At 48.0% G+C, this 19,820-nt stretch carries 14 protein-coding genes and 2 riboswitches; of the genes, 7 read left to right on the plus strand and 7 right to left on the minus strand.

Annotated features, from left to right (window positions below):
• Nucleotides 1-135: 135 nt before the first annotated feature.
• From H9L42_RS09030 to thiD, 6 genes are all read left to right on the plus strand, one after another.
• Nucleotides 136-3,639, plus strand: a complete 3,504-nt coding sequence (locus tag H9L42_RS09030; RefSeq protein ID WP_187303076.1) for a fibronectin type III domain-containing protein — start codon at nt 136-138, stop codon at nt 3,637-3,639.
• Nucleotides 3,640-3,796: 157 nt separating this feature from the next.
• Complete coding sequence (locus H9L42_RS09035; RefSeq protein ID WP_187303077.1) at nt 3,797-4,720, plus strand: tyrosine-type recombinase/integrase; 924 nt, start codon at nt 3,797-3,799, stop codon at nt 4,718-4,720.
• A gap of 526 nt (nt 4,721-5,246) precedes the next feature.
• Nucleotides 5,247-5,354, plus strand: a riboswitch (TPP riboswitch).
• Nucleotides 5,355-5,426: 72 nt separating this feature from the next.
• Nucleotides 5,427-6,734 carry a phosphomethylpyrimidine synthase ThiC gene (thiC, locus tag H9L42_RS09040; protein ID WP_187303078.1) on the plus strand — a complete coding sequence of 436 codons (1,308 nt, stop codon included), beginning with the start codon at nt 5,427-5,429 and terminating at the stop codon, nt 6,732-6,734.
• Between the two features lie 12 nt (nt 6,735-6,746).
• On the plus strand, nt 6,747-7,568 hold the full coding sequence (gene thiM / locus H9L42_RS09045; protein WP_187303079.1) for a hydroxyethylthiazole kinase: 822 nt from the start codon (nt 6,747-6,749) through the stop codon (nt 7,566-7,568).
• Nucleotides 7,555-8,196, plus strand: a complete 642-nt coding sequence (gene thiE, locus H9L42_RS09050) for a thiamine phosphate synthase (RefSeq protein ID WP_187303080.1) — start codon at nt 7,555-7,557, stop codon at nt 8,194-8,196. Before thiM ends, thiE begins: the two co-directional genes overlap by 14 nt.
• Before the next feature lie 7 nt (nt 8,197-8,203).
• Nucleotides 8,204-9,004: a bifunctional hydroxymethylpyrimidine kinase/phosphomethylpyrimidine kinase gene (thiD, locus tag H9L42_RS09055; RefSeq protein ID WP_187303081.1), complete on the plus strand. Its 801-nt coding sequence runs from the start codon at nt 8,204-8,206 to the stop codon at nt 9,002-9,004.
• On the opposite strand, the gene radA is transcribed toward thiD, so the two are convergent.
• Nucleotides 9,001-10,392, minus strand: a complete 1,392-nt coding sequence (gene radA, locus H9L42_RS09060) for a DNA repair protein RadA (RefSeq protein WP_187303082.1) — start codon at nt 10,390-10,392, stop codon at nt 9,001-9,003. The two genes, thiD and radA, sit on opposite strands and share 4 nt — an antisense overlap.
• 144 nt (nt 10,393-10,536) lie before the next feature.
• On the opposite strand from radA, the gene H9L42_RS09065 reads away from it, so the two are divergent.
• The gene (locus tag H9L42_RS09065; RefSeq protein ID WP_187303083.1) at nt 10,537-11,544 is read left to right on the plus strand and encodes an RpnC/YadD family protein; all 1,008 of its coding nucleotides are present in this window, start codon (nt 10,537-10,539) and stop codon (nt 11,542-11,544) included.
• A 9-nt stretch (nt 11,545-11,553) separates the two neighbouring features.
• Here H9L42_RS09065 and H9L42_RS09070 read toward each other — a convergent pair whose 3' ends face one another.
• From H9L42_RS09070 to H9L42_RS09095, 6 genes are all read right to left on the minus strand, one after another.
• Nucleotides 11,554-12,417, minus strand: a complete 864-nt coding sequence (locus tag H9L42_RS09070; protein WP_187303084.1) for a TerC/Alx family metal homeostasis membrane protein — start codon at nt 12,415-12,417, stop codon at nt 11,554-11,556.
• A gap of 21 nt (nt 12,418-12,438) precedes the next feature.
• The gene (locus H9L42_RS09075; protein WP_283243233.1) at nt 12,439-13,278 is read right to left on the minus strand and encodes a TerC/Alx family metal homeostasis membrane protein; all 840 of its coding nucleotides are present in this window, start codon (nt 13,276-13,278) and stop codon (nt 12,439-12,441) included.
• Nucleotides 13,279-13,456: 178 nt separating this feature from the next.
• Entirely contained in the window at nt 13,457-15,412 is a 1,956-nt protein-coding gene (locus H9L42_RS09080; RefSeq protein WP_187303085.1) for an elongation factor G, read from the minus strand.
• A 330-nt stretch (nt 15,413-15,742) separates the two neighbouring features.
• A riboswitch (cobalamin riboswitch) is annotated at nt 15,743-15,908 on the minus strand.
• Between the two features lie 146 nt (nt 15,909-16,054).
• On the minus strand, nt 16,055-17,218 hold the full coding sequence (locus H9L42_RS09085) for an iron-containing alcohol dehydrogenase (protein WP_187303086.1): 1,164 nt from the start codon (nt 17,216-17,218) through the stop codon (nt 16,055-16,057).
• 27 nt (nt 17,219-17,245) lie between these two features.
• A complete protein-coding gene (locus tag H9L42_RS09090; protein WP_187303087.1) occupies nt 17,246-18,622 on the minus strand; it encodes an acetyl-CoA hydrolase/transferase family protein in 1,377 nt (458 codons plus the stop codon).
• On the minus strand, nt 18,622-19,818 hold the full coding sequence (locus H9L42_RS09095) for a thiolase family protein (RefSeq protein ID WP_187303088.1): 1,197 nt from the start codon (nt 19,816-19,818) through the stop codon (nt 18,622-18,624). The genes H9L42_RS09090 and H9L42_RS09095 overlap by 1 nt, the downstream gene beginning before the upstream one ends.
• Nucleotides 19,819-19,820: the final 2 nt, after the last annotated feature.

Consider the following 19,820-nt stretch of genomic DNA (forward strand, 5'->3'; position numbering starts at 1 on the left):
AAATCCATTCCTTCAAGTTTGTCGCGAAAAGCCTTCGCGCTTTGCAATGCAGGATAATTGTAAGTTCTCCTGCATTGCGGGAGTCAAAGTCTTCTAAAAAAACCAGTATAATTTAACATGACAGGAGGAGTAAACATGAAAAAGAAATTGATTGCTGCCCTGACCTCAGCGGCCATGGTAGCAACGATGGTACCGGCGACTGCGTTTGCTGCGTCACCTAGTACCGCTAAATCAGAGCAACCGGCCGCTGTGGTCGCTGCAGAAGAAGAATCTGCGGCAGTAACTGCGTTTAGAACTGCGGTAGATGCTATTCCGGTAAGTGGCGAAAATTATGGTTATACCGATGCGTATAAGTCCGCTCTAGATGCAGCAGAAACAGCTTATAAAAGCTTAAATGCTTCGGAAGTGGAAGCGCTTGACGGAGATGAGGATTTAACTGCATATAATAATGCGAAGGCTTCCTATGAAAGTTGGGTTTCCGCTGTTGATGATGTGAATGAGGCGATTGGTGAACTTCCCACAAAGTTAGGAATTTTCGCTGATGCGAGTGCTGGAGTAAGTGAGTACGAAGCCTTCTACAATGGCGATACTTTGAAAGAGCTTGTAAAAAAATATAATGAGTTGGATCAAAATGGAGTGAACGGACAGAAAGCGCATGTTTCTGATGTCAATATACTTCATGCATTTGCAGATAATAAAAATGGTGTACTTATTACTCCAAGCAAGGCTTCCAGTTTCACAAGTTATTCTCCATTATATAAGGCAATTAAAGCGATTAATGAGCAAGCAGAAATTACAGGAGCTAATTATAATACATCGGCATTCACTAACGTAAAGGCTGCGTTCGAAGCTTTGACTGAAGATCAGAGAGAGGTGCTTGCACAGGATGTTTTGAGTAAGTATCAGAAGGGCGAAAATACTGCTAAAAAAGCAGAAAAACTAATGGAAGCATACACCACGGCAGAAAAGGATTTAAGTGATAAGTATGCTAGCGGCGCTGCGGTGACAACGGAGAATGTATCTGATGCGGATGCATTATGCAAAACTGCCGAAAATGCTTATGAAGCATTAGACACAATCTCTGGATTACAGGCAAAAGCGACTGCTTATGATACGAAGGTTAAAGCTATTCGTGATGCTATTAAAAAGATCCAAGATTCTTCCGAAGCCACTGCGGAAGCTCAACCAGTTCTTGACCGGATTGCAAACCTGCCAAAGGCTAGCGCCATTACAGATATGTCTAGCTATGATGAAATAAATTCTATCTTTGAGGCCTATAAGCAGTTGAGCTCCGAGGCAAAGAAAATTGTGGATGATGATGCACTTGCGAATGATTTCAATAATGTCGCTTCGGCAGTTGCAAAAGTATATAATGCTATGAGTGCTGAAGATCAGGCTGCCAGAGCCAAAGAAGCATTGGCTCTGCTCCCATCGGACGATTATAAGGTTAATCAGAAGGCGCAAACTGAGTTTGAAATGGCGACTACGAGAACAGATGGAGTTTCTGTACCCGTTATTGGTAAAGCTACCAATAAGCCTAAGTCTTACACAGGAAAAGCATCGGCTACCACAGTATATTTTACACAAAATGAGATTGATAAAGCTGAAGGTATCGCAGACGATTTGAAGGCTGCTTATCAGGCAGAAGTTGATGCAATTAAAGAACTGATTAAAGATTTAGATGCTACTGAAATTCCAAGTATGGATGCATCCGCCTTTGCAACAGCAAAAGCTAAGATCGATCAGGCAGAAGCTGCAGTTGAGTCTTTATCTCCAGAAGCAACTAATGTTTACACTACCACCGAAACGGCAACTAAAGATGCAGTTGATAAGTTGATCGCTGCTAGAGATACATATCTTGGAAAAGCTGCGGCAGATGGCTTAAAGGCAAGAATGGAACAGTTGCCAGTTGCTGCGAATATCACAGCTGAAAACCTGGCCACTTACAAACCTGTCGTTGAAGCCCTGCGTGCAGATTATGATGCGTTTGAAGGGGATGTAGAAAATGAGGTTTATGGAACTTACACAAATCCATTTGGTTCCGGCGACTATGCAACTGCATTAGACTACTTAGAGGCTGCTGAAGCACAGATCGCAGCCCTGGAACTGGGTCAGGATGCCGCGAAAGTCGATGAAGCCATCGAAGCGCTGACCATTCTGGACGCAGATAAGACCTACACTGCAGAAGAACTGCTGGCCGCACAGGCAGCGAACGCTGCGGCTCGTGAAGCTTATGAAAACCTGAGCGCGGATGAAGCCGGTGAAGTAACGAAATACGCGAAACTGGTAGAAGCAGAAAAAGCGGTAGTAGCAGCTTCCCAAAAAACAATCGATACCGAAGCAGAAAAGATCGGTAATGTTGGTCTGACTCTGACCGACGCGCAGATTCAGCAGTACAAAGTTGTTTATGACCTGCTCAGCGCGTTAGGCAAAGATACTAGTGCAGATACCAATGCTATTAGCGGGGACAGCCCCGGCCAAGGCTATTACAAAGCTGCAATTGCTAAATTGAATGTAATGTATCCGAATGCAACAAAAGTAAGTGACCAGTTAAGTGATTTAAATGAGAACTCTTCCGCAGCAGACATCTTAGCCGCAAGAGAAGCCTATGACGCGTTAAGCGACATCGAAAAAACACTGGTTTCTCAGGAGGCTCTGGACAATCTGCTTGATGTAGAGAAAAACGGCAAAAACAGCGACAAACTTCTGTCCAAAGCAACCGTAGCAGCAATTGCGGATCAGGAATACACAGGCGACCAGATTCGTCCGACTTTAACCGTAACTTCTGCGGACAAGAAGACACTGAAGGAAGGCACCGACTACACCGTAACTTATAACAACAACGTTCTGGTAGGAACTGCGACGGTTACCATTACTGGTACCGGTGACTATGCGGGAACAATTACTGCCGCGTTCGATATCGTAGGAATCAGCATCAATGACGCGACGGTTACGGTAGCGAACCAGCAGACTTATACCGGCAGCGCCCTGACTCCGGCCGTAACAGTAAAAGTGGACGGGAAGGAACTGACGACTGCGGATTACGATGTAGCATACAGCAACAACACAAATGTAGGAACTGCGACCGTTACCATCACTGGTAAAGGCAACTACGCGGGAACGGCAACAGCGAAGTTCGAGATTGTAAAAGCAAACATTCAGAAGGCGAGCGTAACGGGAGTCGCAAACCGCTACTACACTGGAAAAGCCAGAACGCAGACCGACCTGAGAGTATACATTGCGGGAAAAGTTCTGAGCACAGACAACTACAGTGTGGTATATAAGAACAATACAAATATCGGCCAGGCGAGCCTTACAATCACTGGAAAAGGAAATTATACTGGTACAATCACAAAGACCTTTATCGTAAAACCTCGGAAGGTGGCAAGTGTTAAGGTAACCAAAGGCAAGAAACGCGTAACAGTTCGTTACAAGAAGCAGAATGGAGCCAGATACCAGATCTACTACAAGAAGGCTGGTACAAAAGCGAAGACTGTGAAGACAGCGGCTGTAAAGCGGACTATCAAAAAACTGAAGAGTGGAAAGACTTACACCATCAAGGTTAGAGCTTACAAGAAGATTGGAAGCAAGACTTACTACGGCAAATACAGCAAGGCTAAGAAAGTAAGAGTTAGATAAGCAAACACCACTATACACCTGAAGAAATACGAAGCAGAGAGGGAACACACGTGTGTTCCTTTTCTGTTTTTTTCTATATAAGAACGAACGCTCCGAAAAAGCTGGACCGTCAACTCTTATAATAGAGAAACAGCATTTATTTTCAGGAGGGTATATTATGCACAATTATCAACAATTATTCAAAAACTATCTGGACTACTGCATGCTGCAGAAAAAACTCAGCAGCAAGACTTTGAAAGCTTACAAAATTGACTTGCAGCAATTCCTGGAGTTTTCTTCTGACGCGGAAGATCCGATGGCGCGGCGGCATCTGATACGGTATATCGGATACCTGAACAGTACCTACAAACCCAAAAGCGTGAAACGGAAACTCGCCACCCTTAAGGCGTTCTGCAGCTATCTGGTTTATGAGGAGATACTGCCTTCTCATCCGTTTCTTAAAATACGGACCGATTTTCGGGAACCGGTTCTTCTTCCCAAGGTGATCCCTCTGGAGATTATCCAGGCTTTGCTAAAAACGGTCTATGAGGAAGAAAAGAACCCTCAGCTGTCCAAACGACAGCACAAGCATGTCCTGCGGGATATCGCTGTGTTGGAGCTTTTGTTCGCGACAGGGATCCGGGTATCAGAATTGACTTACTTAAAGCCGGAAAATATCAATCTAGTGGATAGAACCTTGCATATTTACGGAAAAGGTTCCAAGGAAAGAGTACTCTATATTGAGAATCCAGACGTTCTGAAGTCCCTTATCGTCTATCAGAAAGAGTTCGCAAGTGATATTGAAAAATGCGGATACTTTTTTGTAAATTGCAGAAAGGCCCGATATTCAGAGCAGTCTGTCCGCAATATGGTAGAAAAGTACATGGCACGGATTGATTATCCGCAGCACATTACGCCGCATATGTTTCGTCATTCCTTTGCGACGCTTCTATTGGAGGCGGATGTGGATATCCGTTATATTCAGGGGCTGCTGGGTCACAGTTCTGTTACAACAACACAAATTTACACCCATATTTCTTCTTCAAAGCAACGAAAAATTCTGGCGACCAAGCATCCCAGGAATCAGATTCTGAACAAATAGAATTTTTGTTTATACAAGTTGAGCAAAAAAATAACATAAGCCACAGCTTATGTCTCACTATAGAGGATAACTTACAATTATCTTCTATTTACAATCACATGGTTACTATACCATCCTTTTCCAAGCTTGTCAATCCTATGTAACCTATGATTTTTAAAAAACATTAATTTACATTCTATCGTAATTCTATTATTCATTTCGTATTTTTCAGGCAAGGTAAATACAGTAAACTGCCAAAAATGCAGATTTGCTCTGAAAAGCCGCTTAATCCGCGGCTTTCCCTTGTCATCATAAATTTACTCAGAAAGTGCCCGCCGCAAACGGAGAATCCGGCTTCACCATTTTATTAATCATTCATCAAAAAACAACATTATTTCTTCACTTATTTTTCATTGAAAAAATTCCCGCAGGACACATAGCTCTACAGCTAATTCAAACAGTCCGAGATGCTTTTAAATTCCGGCAAAATACCGCAAAAGCAGGATGGTTTTTTCATTGACAGACTCTTCAAACTGCAATATAATAAGGATAATTTCAGGGGAGCTTGTGACAGCGAGCTGAGAGGAAGTAATCAACTTCGACCCTTAAACCTGATGTGGGTAATGCCAACGTAGGGAGAAGCGAAAAAACAGACTTTTTCATTGCGGAGATACCCAGATTGGGTTTCTCCGTTTTTTATTTGAGATATGGAAAGGATGGAACCTAAATGAATTACACAACGCAAATGGATGCGGCACGGAAGGGAATCGTAACCGATCAGATGAAAATCGTAGCGGAAAAAGAGCATATTTCTGTAGAGCAACTGATGGCTTGGATGGCGGAAGGAAAAGCAATTATTCCCTGCAATAAAAGACACACTGCCCTTTCTCCCAGCGGAATCGGCTCTATGCTGACCACTAAGATTAATGTGAACCTGGGAACTTCCAGGGACATGACCGATCTGGATATGGAATTCGCGAAAGTACAGAGCGCCGTTGATATGGGGGCGGAAGCCATCATGGATCTGAGTTCTTATGGAGATACGCAGAAATTCCGCAGGCACCTTACAAAGAACTGCTCCGCTATGATCGGAACAGTTCCTATCTATGACGCGGTTGTTTATTATCACAAACCGCTGATCGAAATTACTTCTCAGGAATGGCTGGACATTGCGCGTATGCACGCGGAGGACGGAGTGGATTTTCTGACAATCCACTGTGGAATCAACAAAGAAACCGCCCATAAATTCAAGAGAAACAAGCGCCTGACCAATATTGTCTCCCGAGGCGGCTCTATCATTTTTGCCTGGATGGAAATGACCGGCAAAGAAAATCCGTTTTATGAACATTTTGATGAGCTACTGGATATCTGCCGGGAATATGATGTTTCTCTCAGCCTTGGGGATGCCTGCCGCCCGGGAAGCCTTGCCGACGGAACAGACGCCTGTCAGATTGAAGAACTGATCGCTCTGGGTGAGCTTGCAAAACGCGCCTGGGAAAAGGACGTACAGGTTATGATCGAAGGGCCGGGACACATGCCACTTAATCAGGTGGCCGCTAATATGGAGATTCAGAAGACCCTATGCCACGGAGCCCCATTCTATGTATTAGGACCGATTGTAACCGATGTAGCTCCCGGATATGATCATATTACATCTGCCATTGGCGGAGCGCTGGCTGCCGCAAGCGGCGCGGCCTTCCTCTGTTATGTCACTCCCGCGGAACATCTGCGTCTGCCGACGCTGGACGATGTAAAAGAAGGAATCGTTGCCGCCCGGATCGCTGCCCATTCGGCGGATATCGCAAAAGGCTTACCCGGCGCCATGGACTGGGACAACGCAATGAGTACAGCCAGAAAACAGCTGGACTGGGATAAGATGTTCGAGCTTGCCATTGATCCGGAAAAAGCCAGAGCTTACCGGGAATCCTCCGAACCGGAAAAAGAAGACACCTGCAGCATGTGCGGGAACTTCTGCGCGGTTAAAAATATGAACCGGATTCTGGAAGGGGAAATCGTTTCCATCTTTGATGAGTAAAGGAGGCTTTTCATGTTAAAGGAATATCTGGAAAATGTCAGGGAGAAGGCGCCCCTCGTGCATAATATCACAAACTATGTCACGGTCAACGACTGCGCCAATATTCTGCTGGCCTGCGGCGGTTCTCCGATTATGGCGGATGACCCGGAGGACGCAAAAGAAATTCAAGGCATCTGCGGCGGCCTGAACCTGAATATCGGCACCCTGAATCAAAGGACGATTCCCGCTATGTTCGCCGCGGGTAAAACCGCTAATTCCTGCGGGCATCCTGTTTTGCTGGACCCGGTCGGAGCCGGAGCCTCTTCTCTGCGCACCAGAACCGCCCTGGAACTGATGGAAAAAGTCCGCCTTACCGCAATACGCGGAAATATTTCGGAAATAAAAACCCTTGCCCTGGGAAGCGGAACGACAAAAGGAGTGGACGCGGATCTGACAGACGCGGTAACGGATGAAACCATCCCGCAAACTGCCGCTTTCGCGAAAGAGTTTTCAGCGAAAATCGGTTCAATCATTGTAATTACCGGTGCCATCGACCTTATCGCCGATTCTTCCAGCGTTTACGCGGTGCGAAACGGGCACCCCATGATGAGCCGCATTACCGGATCCGGCTGTATGCTCTCCGCTATGACAACCGCGTATCTGACCGCAAATCCGGATCATCCGCTGGAGGCCTGCCTGACCGCCGTCTGCGCTATAGGTATCTGTGGCGAAAGGGCCTTCGCGAGGCTGTCGGGCCATGAGGGGAACGCTACTTTCCGTAACTATCTCATCGACGAGGTCTGTCATCTGGATGGAGACAGCCTGGAACAGGAGGCAAACTATGAACTGCGATAAAAAACACATGCTGCTGTATGCGGTAACCGACCGGACCTGGCTGAAAGGACAAACCCTGCCGCAACAGGTGGAAGCGGCTCTCCGCGGCGGAGCTACCTGCGTCCAGCTGCGGGAAAAGAAGCTCCCCCAATCAGAATTTTTAAAAGAGGCTCTGGAACTGAAAGATCTGTGCCACCGTTTTGGCGCGCCGCTGATCATTAACGATAACGTGGAAATCGCTTTAAAATCGGGAGCGGATGGAGTGCATGTAGGCCAGCATGATATGCAGGCCGCGCAAGTACGGAAAAAAATCGGACCCAACCGGATTCTCGGCGTTTCCGCCCAGACCGTAGAGCAGGCGCTCCTCGCCGAAAAAAACGGCGCGGACTATCTTGGCGTAGGCGCGGTCTTTTCCACATCCACAAAGGAGGACGCGAAGCCGGTTTCCCATGAGACGTTAAAAGCAATCTGCCAGGCGGTTTCGATTCCGGTCTGCGCCATTGGCGGCGTCAGTAAAGAAAACATCCTGGAACTTTCCGGCAGCGGCGTCGATGGAGTTGCCCTGGTATCCGCAATTTTTTCCAGTCCGGATATTGAGAGCGCGTGCCGCCAGCTGCGCGCTTTGTCCGAAAAAATGACAGAAAGGTAGATCGACCATGAAAAAAGTATTAACAATCGCCGGTTCGGACTCCAGCGGAGGCGCCGGAATTCAGGCAGACATCAAAACCATTACTGCTCACAAAATGTATGCCATGAGCGCCATCACCGCTCTCACTGCCCAGAATACAATCGGCGTTTACGGGGTAGTCGACACCCCTCCCGATTTTGTGGCGGCTCAGCTGGATTGTATTTTTACGGATATCGCGCCGGACGCGGTAAAAATCGGCATGGTATCCAATCCCGAAATCATTCAGACTATCGCGGAGAAACTTCGGGAATACCAGGCAAAAAATATCGTCATCGATCCGGTCATGATTTCTACCAGCGGCAGCCGGCTGCTGTCCGATGACGCGCTGGAAACCCTGCACACCGCGCTTCTTCCTCTCGGGACAGTAATTACGCCCAATATCCCCGAAGCGGAAGTTCTCTGCGGCAGAGAAATTAAAACAAAAAAGGATATGCTGCAAGCGGCCGAAGCCATCACGGCTTCTCTGGATACCGCGGTTCTGATAAAAGGCGGTCATCTTTCCGGCGATGCCGCGGATCTTCTCTGTCAGACAGGAAATGCTCCTGCTGCTTTTTTGAAAGAATGGTTTGAAAGTCCAAGGGTTGAGAATTCCAACACCCATGGAACCGGCTGCACCCTTTCCTCCGCCATTGCCTGTAATCTGGCCGCCGGACGCAGACTGGAGGAAAGCGTCCGCCGCGCGAAAAAATACCTTACCGGCGCGCTGAAGGAACAGCTGGATCTGGGAAAAGGCGCAGGACCGCTGGATCACATGTACCGGATACCTTAAAAGGCTTTAATCGCGTCTGTCAGCCGCTTTACGCCGACAACCCGGATTCCGGAACTGTCCGCGTCTTTCAGCTTCACCGCGTTTTTTTCCGGCAGCAGGATTCGTTCAAATCCCATTCGCGCCGCCTCCCTGACGATCTTTTCGCTGTTCTGCACCGATCGCAAATCACCGGTGAGGCCGATTTCTCCGATGGCAATCGTTTTTCCGGAGCATGGAATTCCCTTGCAGGTCGAATAAATCGCCAGAGCGACTGCCAGATCCACGGAAGTGCCTTCCGGCCTGAGTCCGCCTACAATATTCACATAGATATCCTGGTTGATAAGAGAAAGTCCCGCTTTTCTCTCCAAGACTGCCAGAATCATATTGAGCCGTGAAAGATCCACTCCGATGGCAGAGCGTCTGGCGAACCCCACATTGGTGGGCGCCGCCAAAGCCTGCACTTCCAATAGCAGCGGCCTTGTTCCCTCGTATACGGCACCTGCCATGGAGCCCTCCGCTCCGTCTTCCATCCCCTCAAGAAAGCTTTTGGATAAATTCTCAATTTCGATCAGCCCTTCTTCCGCCATTTCAAAGGCTCCGATCTCACTGGTTGTCCCGAAACGGTTTTTAAACGCCCTGAGAATCCGCAGCTCCTGATTGCGCTCCCCGGTGAAATGAAGTACGCAGTCCACCAGGTGTTCTACAATTTTCGGCCCTGCCAGTTCACCGCTCTTTGTTACATGGGCTACAATAAAAATAGGAATATTATACGTTTTTCCAACCCGCATCAGTTCGTTTCCACAGGCCCTCACCTGGGAAACGCTGCCCGGCGCCGAGTCCAGCGCTTCCATATACATGGTCTGAATCGAGTCAATGATAACAAAGGTCGGATTGAGTTCTTCCGCGATTGCCGCCACATTCTCCATATTGGTCTCCGAAAGGATGAACAGGTTATCCGGCACTTCTCTGCACACCCGATCCGCCCGCATTTTGATCTGATCTTCAGATTCCTCACCGGAAACATAAAGTACCTTTCCATATTTCCTGGCGATATGGGAAGCTGCCTGAATGATGATGGTAGACTTTCCGATACCAGGCTCACCGGAAATCAGTGTTAAAGAACCTTTTACCATTCCGCCCCCCAAAACCCGGTTCAGTTCGCCGATTCCGGTATCCATTCTCGTATAGCTTCCCGACTTTACCTCCGTAAGTTTGGAAGGCCGATTTTTCGTTCTTCCGGAAGAATCTACCGTGAGACCGCCCCGCCTTCTTGTATCACTGCCGGAAGCCGGGAGCACCTTTTCCTCCACCATGCTGTTCCACGCGCCGCACACACACTGCCCCTGCCACTTGGGGCTTTCATATCCGCATTCCTGACAGACGAACACCGTCTTCGCTTTTTTCGCCATATTCCATTACCATCCTTTTGTTGTTTTTTCCATTATATCATATATATAGGTAAATGAAATCGTTCTTGACATATATTTCCACATGTTATATTATGGAAATATATGGAATCCACTAGAATGAATATACCTTTGGGAGGAAACAGCTTGTACTTTCAGACGTTTCATTTTATAATTAAAGAAGACACCATCCCTTACCGTACAAACCGGAACTTTAAGGATCGAATGTTTCAGTTTCTGTTCAGCGAAAAGGACGCGGCCTGGGAATTATTCTGCGCCTTGGAAGGGGACGAGTTTATGGAAAAGGGCGACGCGGGCCGACTGGAAATTGTAACATTGCGCGACGCGGTCGGCAATAAAAAATTAAACGATTTGGCCTATCAATATGACCTTCTGCTTCTGTCCATTGTAGAGCACCAGTCGACCTGGAGCGAAAATATGCCGCTTCGGGAGCTGGCTTATCTGGGACGAACCTACGAAAAGATACTGGACAATCGCAGAGTTTATGAAAGGCGGCTTTACCGAATTCCCTCCCCTCATTTCTACGTTCTTTATAACGGAGATGAAGACCGGCCGCTTGAAGTCATTCAAAGGCTGTCAGACGCGTATCTGCTGCCGGAACATACGCCTTGGGCTGACTTAATGGTAAAAGTCATCAATATCAACTATCAGAAACAGCATCCGATTTTATCCCGGAGCAAAACACTCCGAGAGTACGCTCTTTTTGTGGACACTGTGCGACAAAATCGAAAGCAGTACGGAATGAACCGGGATGAGGCAATTCAAAATGCCGTGCACAGCTGTGTGGAACGGGGCATCTTGAAAAATTTTTTAGAAACCCATGGAAGCGAGGTGGAAAATATGTTTACACTTGGAATTTCTGAAGAAGAATTTTTCCAGATTCGTCTGAAGGAATACGGAGAAGAGCTGGCGGAGGAACTGGCGGAAGAAAAAGCAAAAGTGCTTGCGGAAGAAAAAGCGAGGGTTCTTGCAGAAGAAAAAGCGAAAGTGCTAGCGGAGAAAAAAGCGAAAGCTATGACTGATGAAAAGCTAAAGCAAATTGTGAGCAGAATGGCAGCCGATGGCTTCCCCCCGGCTCAGATCGCGAAACTGACAGAGCTTCCGCAGGCAACGGTAGCTGCCTATATAAAATAGCTCCCTTATTCAGCAGCCTTTTCGCGTCCGGCGGCCGGAGGAAAGGACTGCTGAGATGATGATACTGAGGATGAGAATGGTGCCGATTATCGCGATGGATTCAGGAATCGGCACATACCATCCTATGGCAAGGCCCGCCAGTTTCATACCTGTAAATACCAGAATAATGGAAATTCCATATTTTACATAGGCAAAGCGATGATGAAGATGTTCCAGAACAAAATAGAACTGTCTGAGGCCCAGAATCGCGAAGATATTGGACGTATACACAATGAAAAGATCCGTTGAAACGGAAAATACTGCCGGCACAGAATCCATGGCGAAGATAATGTCCGATCCTTCGATCAGACACAGGACCGCGAAAAGAGGAGTAAACAAGCGTTTGCCTCTCCGGTCTTTCACCAGGAACCGATCTCCCGCCACAGCGTTTGTCATCGGAAGGACCTTTGAAATCAGCCGCAGTAGCAGGCTGTCCCGCGGATCTTTTTCCTCATCATTGCCCAGCATCTTCAGACCATTGAGCATCAGTATACCGCCGAATACATATAGGATCCATTCAAAGCGGCTCACCAGATGCACCCCAAAGAAAATAAAGAAAAAGCGCAGAATAATCGCCCCCGCAATGCCATAACCCAGAATCCGGTGCTGGGCCTGCTCACGGATACGAAAGCTTGTGAATATGGTGAGAAAGACAAAGAGGTTATCCATGCTCAGACTCAGCTCAATCAGATAACCTCCCAGAAATTCCAGCGCTTTCTGCCTGCCTTCTAAAAAACAGATGCTGCCGCAGAAAATCATCGCCAGCAGCATCCAGAAAATCAGCCATTTCACGGATTTGAAAACTTTCATTACCATCAACTCCCTCTGTACCATTTGTATGCGGGAGCTGCCGCATTATGACGGATTCGCGTTTTCCTTCTTCTTTGATACGATGGCAGACGCGATAATGCTGACCACCAGTACCGTCAGGATCACGCCAATGGAAATCGGAATGGAAATGTGCAGTCCGAACATCAGCCCTGCCAGCTTCACGCCGGTAAACATCAGAATTACAGCCACGCCATATTTTACATACTGGAATCGCTCGTGCAGATGTTCTAGAACGAAATAAAGCTGCCGCAGTCCCAGAATCGCGAAGATATTGGAGGTATACACGATCAGCAGATCGGTGGATACGGAAAAGACCGCCGGAACCGAGTCAATGGCAAAAAGAATATCCGATCCCTCAATCAGGCAGAGTACCGCGAACAGCGGCGTAAACAGCCGTTTTCCGCCCTCTTTTACCATGAACTTTTCTCCTCTGAATTCTTTTGTCATGGGGAGGACTTTCGCGACCAACCTTATAATGCGGCTGTCATGGGGATCTTTTTCCTCTTCCTTTTTAAACATCTTGATCCCGTTAAAAATCAGAATCGCGCCGAATATGTACAGTACCCACTCAAACAGACTGACGATTTTCACTCCGAAGAAAATGAAAATAAATCGCAGGATAATCGCTCCGGCGATTCCATACCCCAGAACCCGATGCTGGGCATGTTCCCGGATTCCGTAGCTCATAAAAATCGTAATAAATACGAAAAGATTGTCCACACTCAGGCTGAGTTCAATCAGATACCCTCCCAAAAATTCCAGCGCTTTCTGATACCCTAAAAAGTACCAGATTCCAAGGCAGAAAAGCATGGCAAGAACAATCCAGAAAATAACCCACTTTAAAGACTTCAAAACATGTTTCAACGATTCGTACACTCCTCTCTTTCCCGGGGCTGAAAAAAGACCTTAATGTTCCCTTATTCAAGAGAAAACATTAAGGTCTCGCTATCCTTTCGGAGAATAGAACCAGGCTGCTTTTGCCGATTGTTGATTCTATTGCTTGTAAGCTACTCCCCTTTTTGTCTGTGTTGTTTTAATACGCTTATTTCTCTTCCGCGTTGTACGCGTCGATGATCTTCTGCGCAATCTGCGCGGGAACTTCCTCGTACCGCTCAAATTTCATAGTGAATGTCCCTCTCGCCTGCGTCATAGCTCTGAGGGTAATGGCGTAATCGAAAAGCTCTGCCTGCGGCGCCTCCGCCATCAGTTTCTGGCTGCCGTCCTGCTGCGGTTCCATACCCAGAATTTTGCCTCTTCTCTTATTCATATCACCCATTACATCGCCCATGTATTCATCCGGCACGAAAATATCCAGATGCATTACCGGTTCCAGGAGTACCGGTTTTGCCTCTTTAATTCCCTTTTTAAATGCCAGGGAAGCCGCGATTTTAAATGCCATTTCGTTGGAGTCAACATCATGGTAAGAGCCATCATAAAGCTCCGCCTTGACATTCACAACTTTGCATCCCGCGAGAGGTCCTTTTTCCATGGACTCGATCAGGCCTTTTTCAACAGCCGGAACATAGTTCTTCGGAATCGCGCCGCCAAACAGAGATTCTGTGAACTCAAATTCCTGTTCGGAAGGTGAGAATTTAATATGAACGTCTCCGTACTGGCCCGCGCCGCCGGACTGTTTTTTATGTTTTCCCTGAACATCGGAAGTCCCCTTGATGGTTTCACGGTAAGCGATTTTCTGTGGCACCGTCTTCACCTGAACGCCAAAGCGATCCTTCAGCTTTGCCATGATGATGTTCAGCTGCATTTCGCCCTGTCCGCCCAGCAGTGTCTGATGGGTTTCATTATTTCTCTCTACCACAAAGGACGGGTCTTCTTCTCTCAGTCTCGTCAGAGAAGTAAAGATTTTATCCTCATCCTTTTTGTCTACCGGCTCAATGGCCACATAAAGAGATGGCGTCGGGAAGTCCAGCGGCAGATAGCGGATAATATCATTTTTATCACAGAGCGTGTCCCCGGACAGGGTATGCTGCAGTTTCGCCACCGCTACGATATCTCCCGCTTCCGCGTAATCCAGTTCCTGCTGTTCTTTCCCGCGAAGGAAGAACAGTTTTCCCAGTTTTTCCATCTTCCCGGTCCGGTCGTTTAAGATTTCCATACCGGAAGTCAGTTTTCCGGTTACTACTTTCATAACCGAAATCTTGCCTACAAACGGGTCAACGATGGTCTTAAATACAAAGGCGGATGGAGAAGCGTCCACAACGCACATCCGTTCCACCGGCTCGTTTTTATCGTTAAAGCCCTTATATGGTCCGTGCTGCAGCGGTGTCGGAACATAAGTAATCAGCAGATCCAGAAGGCCCTCGATTCCGTGTCCCAGGGAGAACGCCGAAGAACATACCGGAACGATCCCTCCCTCGGAGATACCCTTTACCAGTCCTTTTTTGATTTCTTCATCGCTGAAGTTGTCTCCGTTAAAATATTTTTCCATCAGCTCATCGTCTGTCATGGCGATGGCTTCTTTCAGTTCCTCGTCAATATCAGCAGTCAGCGGCCAGCTGAACGGGATCAGCGTATCGCCGAATTTTGCTTTCAGTTCGTCAAAGGTCTTGTAAAAATCAAACTCATCCTTGTCCCGTTTATTGATTACGATAAATCTAGGCATCTTGTAACGTTCACAAGCTTTCCACGCATGCTCGGTTCCCACCTGAATTCCCGCACCGGCGTCGACCAGAATTACTGCGGCTTCTGACGCTCTGAGCGCAGCGTTTACTTCTCCGATAAAATCGAAGTATCCCGGCGTATCGATGAAATTAATCTTATCACCTTTCCACTCTACCGGAACGATGGAGGTGTTGATGGAAAATCCCTTTTCAATTTCCATTTTGTCGTAGTCGGAAACCGTATTTCCATCTTCCACTTTTCCCAGTCTGTCAATTACTCCTGTAGCCAGAAGCGCCGATTCCAGGAAGGTAGTTTTCCCGCATCCGCCATGTCCAACAAGTGCAACATTTCTGATTGTCTCGCTTGTATAGCCTTTCATATTAAGACCTCCTAAATCTCTTTTTTCAGTAATGGTAATATTATAGCATTGTTGCGATTTGATAGCAATAAAACGTACTCATATTTTCTGAATTTTATATAAAAAGGAGCAAGGACACAGCAGAAAAACACAACTGCGTTCTCTGCCGCACCCTTGCGGATGAAAAGGCATATTCATGACTTGAAAATCTTCGAACTCAAACACGCCGACATGGCTTTCCCAGCCTGTATGCGCTGCTTTTCTGATAAAAAAAGCTTCCCTTCTCTGAAGAAAGGAAGCGAACGATTTCTCGATACAAAAAATTTTTCATCTTCCTGCCCAAAGATTTGATTGGTTCTATTCCATAAAGCGAAGTCTCCTGACTTGCGGTTCAACCTCTGGAGCGCCTTCTCACCCTGCGGTAATGGCCGTCTGCTCCGTTGTCCCCGCTTACAGTAGGGGCAAGCCTGCGCCGGATTTTCACCGGCTTCCTTCCACTTTGGGAAACGTATTTCTTTTTATAGGGTTAGTATACCGCAGATGTCCGGGTTTGTCTATTCTTTTTTCAAAAGTAATCGATTATCTCAAAAAAATAATGCCCTTAAGGTCCTCCCTTGGTCCAGTATCTGCTTTGATTTTATATATGAAATGAGGCGCCTATTTTTATTCAAATGCCCACAAAAGGATTTCCTCTATGTCTTTTTCCGTCAGTTTACATGGGTTTGCCGCAAGTAAGCGGTATTCCATGGTTCCCTTTATAATTTCCGGAAACATTTCTTTTGTAACACCTACCTCTTTCAATTTCATCGGTACATTCAGATCCTTCGTCAGTTGGAAAACAGCGTCAACTGCAGCCTGAGCCGCCCGGCGCTCCGTCATATTATCGGTGTTTTCTCCTAGAGCCTGCGCGATTTGCCTGAATTTTTTCAGATTCCCGACCATGTTTCGCTGCATGCAGTATGGCAGCAGCAGAGCATTCGCCGTGCCATGGGCTACATGGGCCACCGCGCCGATGGTCTGGGCAATCCCATGAACCACGCCCAGTCCTCCGTTGAGAAACGCGGCTCCCGCGATGGTGCTGGCAAGAGCCATATTAGTCCGCGCCTGCAGATTACTGCCGTCGGAAACCGCGGTCCGGAGATTTTCCCCGATCATCCGGATGGCTGCAATGCCCATAGCGTCACTGATGGGCTCCGCGTTCAGGGAGACATAGGATTCAATGGCATGGGTCAGAGCGTCCATGCCGGTTGTCGCTGTAATAAAGGGCGGCATGCCCACATGCAGCGACGGATCAATCAGCGTCATTTTGGGGATCAGATTTTCATGAGTGACCGAAACCTTCGTCTGCTCCTGATTATTGGTAATGACCGAAGCAGCCGTCATTTCGCTGCCCGTCCCCGCGGTTGTCGGGATACAGATCAGCGGCAGAATGGGATTCTCCACCTGCATGTTGCCGCCGAAAAGATAGTCCCTTACAGAACCTTCATGGGTCTGAAGCATGCACATGGCCTTGGCAGTATCAATAGGGCTTCCGCCTCCCACCGCCACGACCACATCCGCGCCGCTTTGCCTTAAAATATCCGCCGCTTCGTCGACCACCTCAATGGTAGGATCCGGAATCAGAGCGTCATAAACCTGATAGGGGAACCCTTCCTGAGCCAGAGCGTTTGTAATTTTCTCCAGAATTCCGGCAGCCACGATACCTTTATCCGTGGCGATAAACACCTTCTGAAATCCCAGTTCCTCTCTCAGAATCCTGCCCAGATTTCCGGTAATTCCCACGCCAAAGCGCACCTTGGCCGGCATTTTGTATTCAAACTCTTTCATATCATATTCCTTTCCACAGACTGCGTTCTAATACTGTACCTTACTGGAATTCTTCCAAATTCCCATTTTTTCCGCGTCCTTTTCCAGCTCCTCCCGGAAATCCGGATGAGCAATGGAAATCAGAAGTTCTGCCCGTTCATAGGTGGATTTTCCTTTCAAATCCACGGCTCCGTATTCGGTTACGATATAGTGCACGGCGCTTCTGGGCGCGGAAACAATCGATCCCTGAGGCAGAGTCGAGCAGATAAGGGAAGACACGCTGCCATCTTTATTCTTCCGGGTGGACGGCGTACAGAGGAAACTTTTCCCGCCCTCAGAGCGGTAGGATCCCATGACAAAATCAAGCTGTCCGCCGGTTCCTCCGATATGCTGCAGTCCTGCGGATTCGGAGTTGACCTGTCCAAACAGATCCACCTGCAGGCAGCTGTTGATGGAAACCACTTTATCGTTGCTGCCGATAACGTCAATATTGTTGACATAATCCACCGGCGCGATGTAGCCCAGAGGGTTGTCATCCAGGAACTCATAGACCTCGGAAGATCCCATCGCAAAGGTGAAGACCATTTTGCCCTTGTCTAGATTTTTATTACCTGTAATTTTCCCCTCTTTATACAGATTGACATAGGCGTCTACGAACATTTCCGTATGTACACTCAGATCACGGATATCCGATTCAGCAATCATTTTCCCGACATAATTGGGCATACCTCCGATTCCCAGCTGCAGAGTGGATCCACTTTCCATCCGCTCTACGATATGAGTGGCGATTTTCTTTTCCACCTCTGAAGCGTCCTTGGCTATAATATTAGGCATAGGCGCGGGCTGAGCCTCTACAACCAGATCGATCTGCGAGAGGTTAATGGTATTCTGCACCCCATGGATCGTCGGCTGCTCCGGGTTCACCTCGACAATGACCTTTTTCGCCCGCTTCAGAATTCCCCAGTATTCCGCGAGCTGCGGACCGAAGTTGAAATTTCCGAACCGGTCCATCGGTCCTGTCTGAAACATGGCTACATCAATATCGCCCACATCTTCTGCCCAGAACTTGGGATTTTCCCGGAACTGCACCGGAATAAACCAACAGCATCCCTGCTTGTTCATCTTCCGATCCAGCCCGCTCATATGTGTGGAGCAATATTTGAAGTGCTCCGCCTTCGGATCTGCCTGGAGGATTGCCGGCGGTTCCGGATAATTCCAGATCGTCGTACAGACTTTTACATCATGCAGTTCTTCGGTCCGTCTGGCCAGGGCCTTATCCAGTTCCCGAACCAGGCCGCCGAACAGCCCGTAATGCACCTGGTCTCCTGATTTCACTATTTTTACCGCTTCGTCGGCGGTTACCAGCTTTTCCTGATATTCTTTTTTCAGCGCGCTGGTTTTGCAAAACGTCTCTACTCTGCTCATCACTTGTCTCTCTCCTTGTCTATTGTCTCAATTACCACCGCAGTTCCCATTCCGCCTCCGGCGCATAAGGTCGCAAGCCCGTAACGGTTCTTCCGCCGCATCATTTCATACATCAGGCTGATTACGATTCGTGAACCGGTGGCACCCACCGGATGCCCCAGGGAAATTCCGCCTCCGTTTACATTCAGCTTGTCCGGATCAATTCCAAGTTCTCTCTGGCAGGCAACGCACTGGGCGGCGAAAGCTTCATTGATTTCAAACAGATCCATATCGCCGATTTCCAGACCCGCCTTACGCAGGGCTTTGCGCGAAGCGCTGATAGGTCCAATTCCCATGATCTCCGGTTCCACTCCGGTGGTGGCGACAGAAAGGATTCTCGCCAGAATCGGCACGCCCAGTCCCCTGGCCTTTTCTTCCTCCATCAGGATCACGCCGGACGCCGCGTCGTTCATTCCCGAAGAATTTCCGGCCGTCACCATGCCCCCTTCTTTAAAGGACGGCTTCAGCTTTGCCAGTTTTTCCATGGACACATTCCGTTTTGGATATTCGTCCGTATCATAAAGGGTCGTTTCTTTTCTGCTCTTTACGGTCACCGGTACAATTTCCTCCTTGAATTTCCCCTCATCTATGGCCGAAGCCGCCCGTTTCTGGCTGAGCAGAGAATAAGAATCCATATCCTCTCTGGTGACATGGAACTGTTCCGCCACATTTTCCGCGGTAATACCCATAGCCGGACCGATACCCAGATTTGTAAGGGAGTCCCACATGGAATCCCGCAGCTCCATGTGTCCGAATTTTTTTCCGTATCTGGCGTCAAATACCATATGGGGCGCGGTGCTCATACTATCGGCGCCCCCTGCCATAATGCATTCGGCCTCTCCCGCTTTGATCTGATAAAATCCCATCTGAATGGACGACATGGACGAGGTGCAGTTGCGGTGCACGGTGATTCCCGGAACCGAAACCGGCAGGCCGGCTTTTACCAGCGCGACTCTCGCAAGATTGTTTTCTTTATAGGTTCTCTGATAGTTGCATCCCCAGATCACATCCTCAATCTCCGCCGGATCGATTCCCGCTCGTTCTACCAGAGCCTGCATGACCGGAATACTCAAATCCAGAGAGGTGAGGGTTCGAAACTGCCCTCCCAGTGAGCCGATTGGAGTCCTGCATCCTGCCACAATTACGACTTGCTTCATTT

It is taken from the genome of Zhenpiania hominis (assembly GCF_014333425.1).
Classification (GTDB): Bacteria; Bacillota; Clostridia; order Peptostreptococcales; family Anaerovoracaceae; genus Hominibacterium; species Hominibacterium hominis.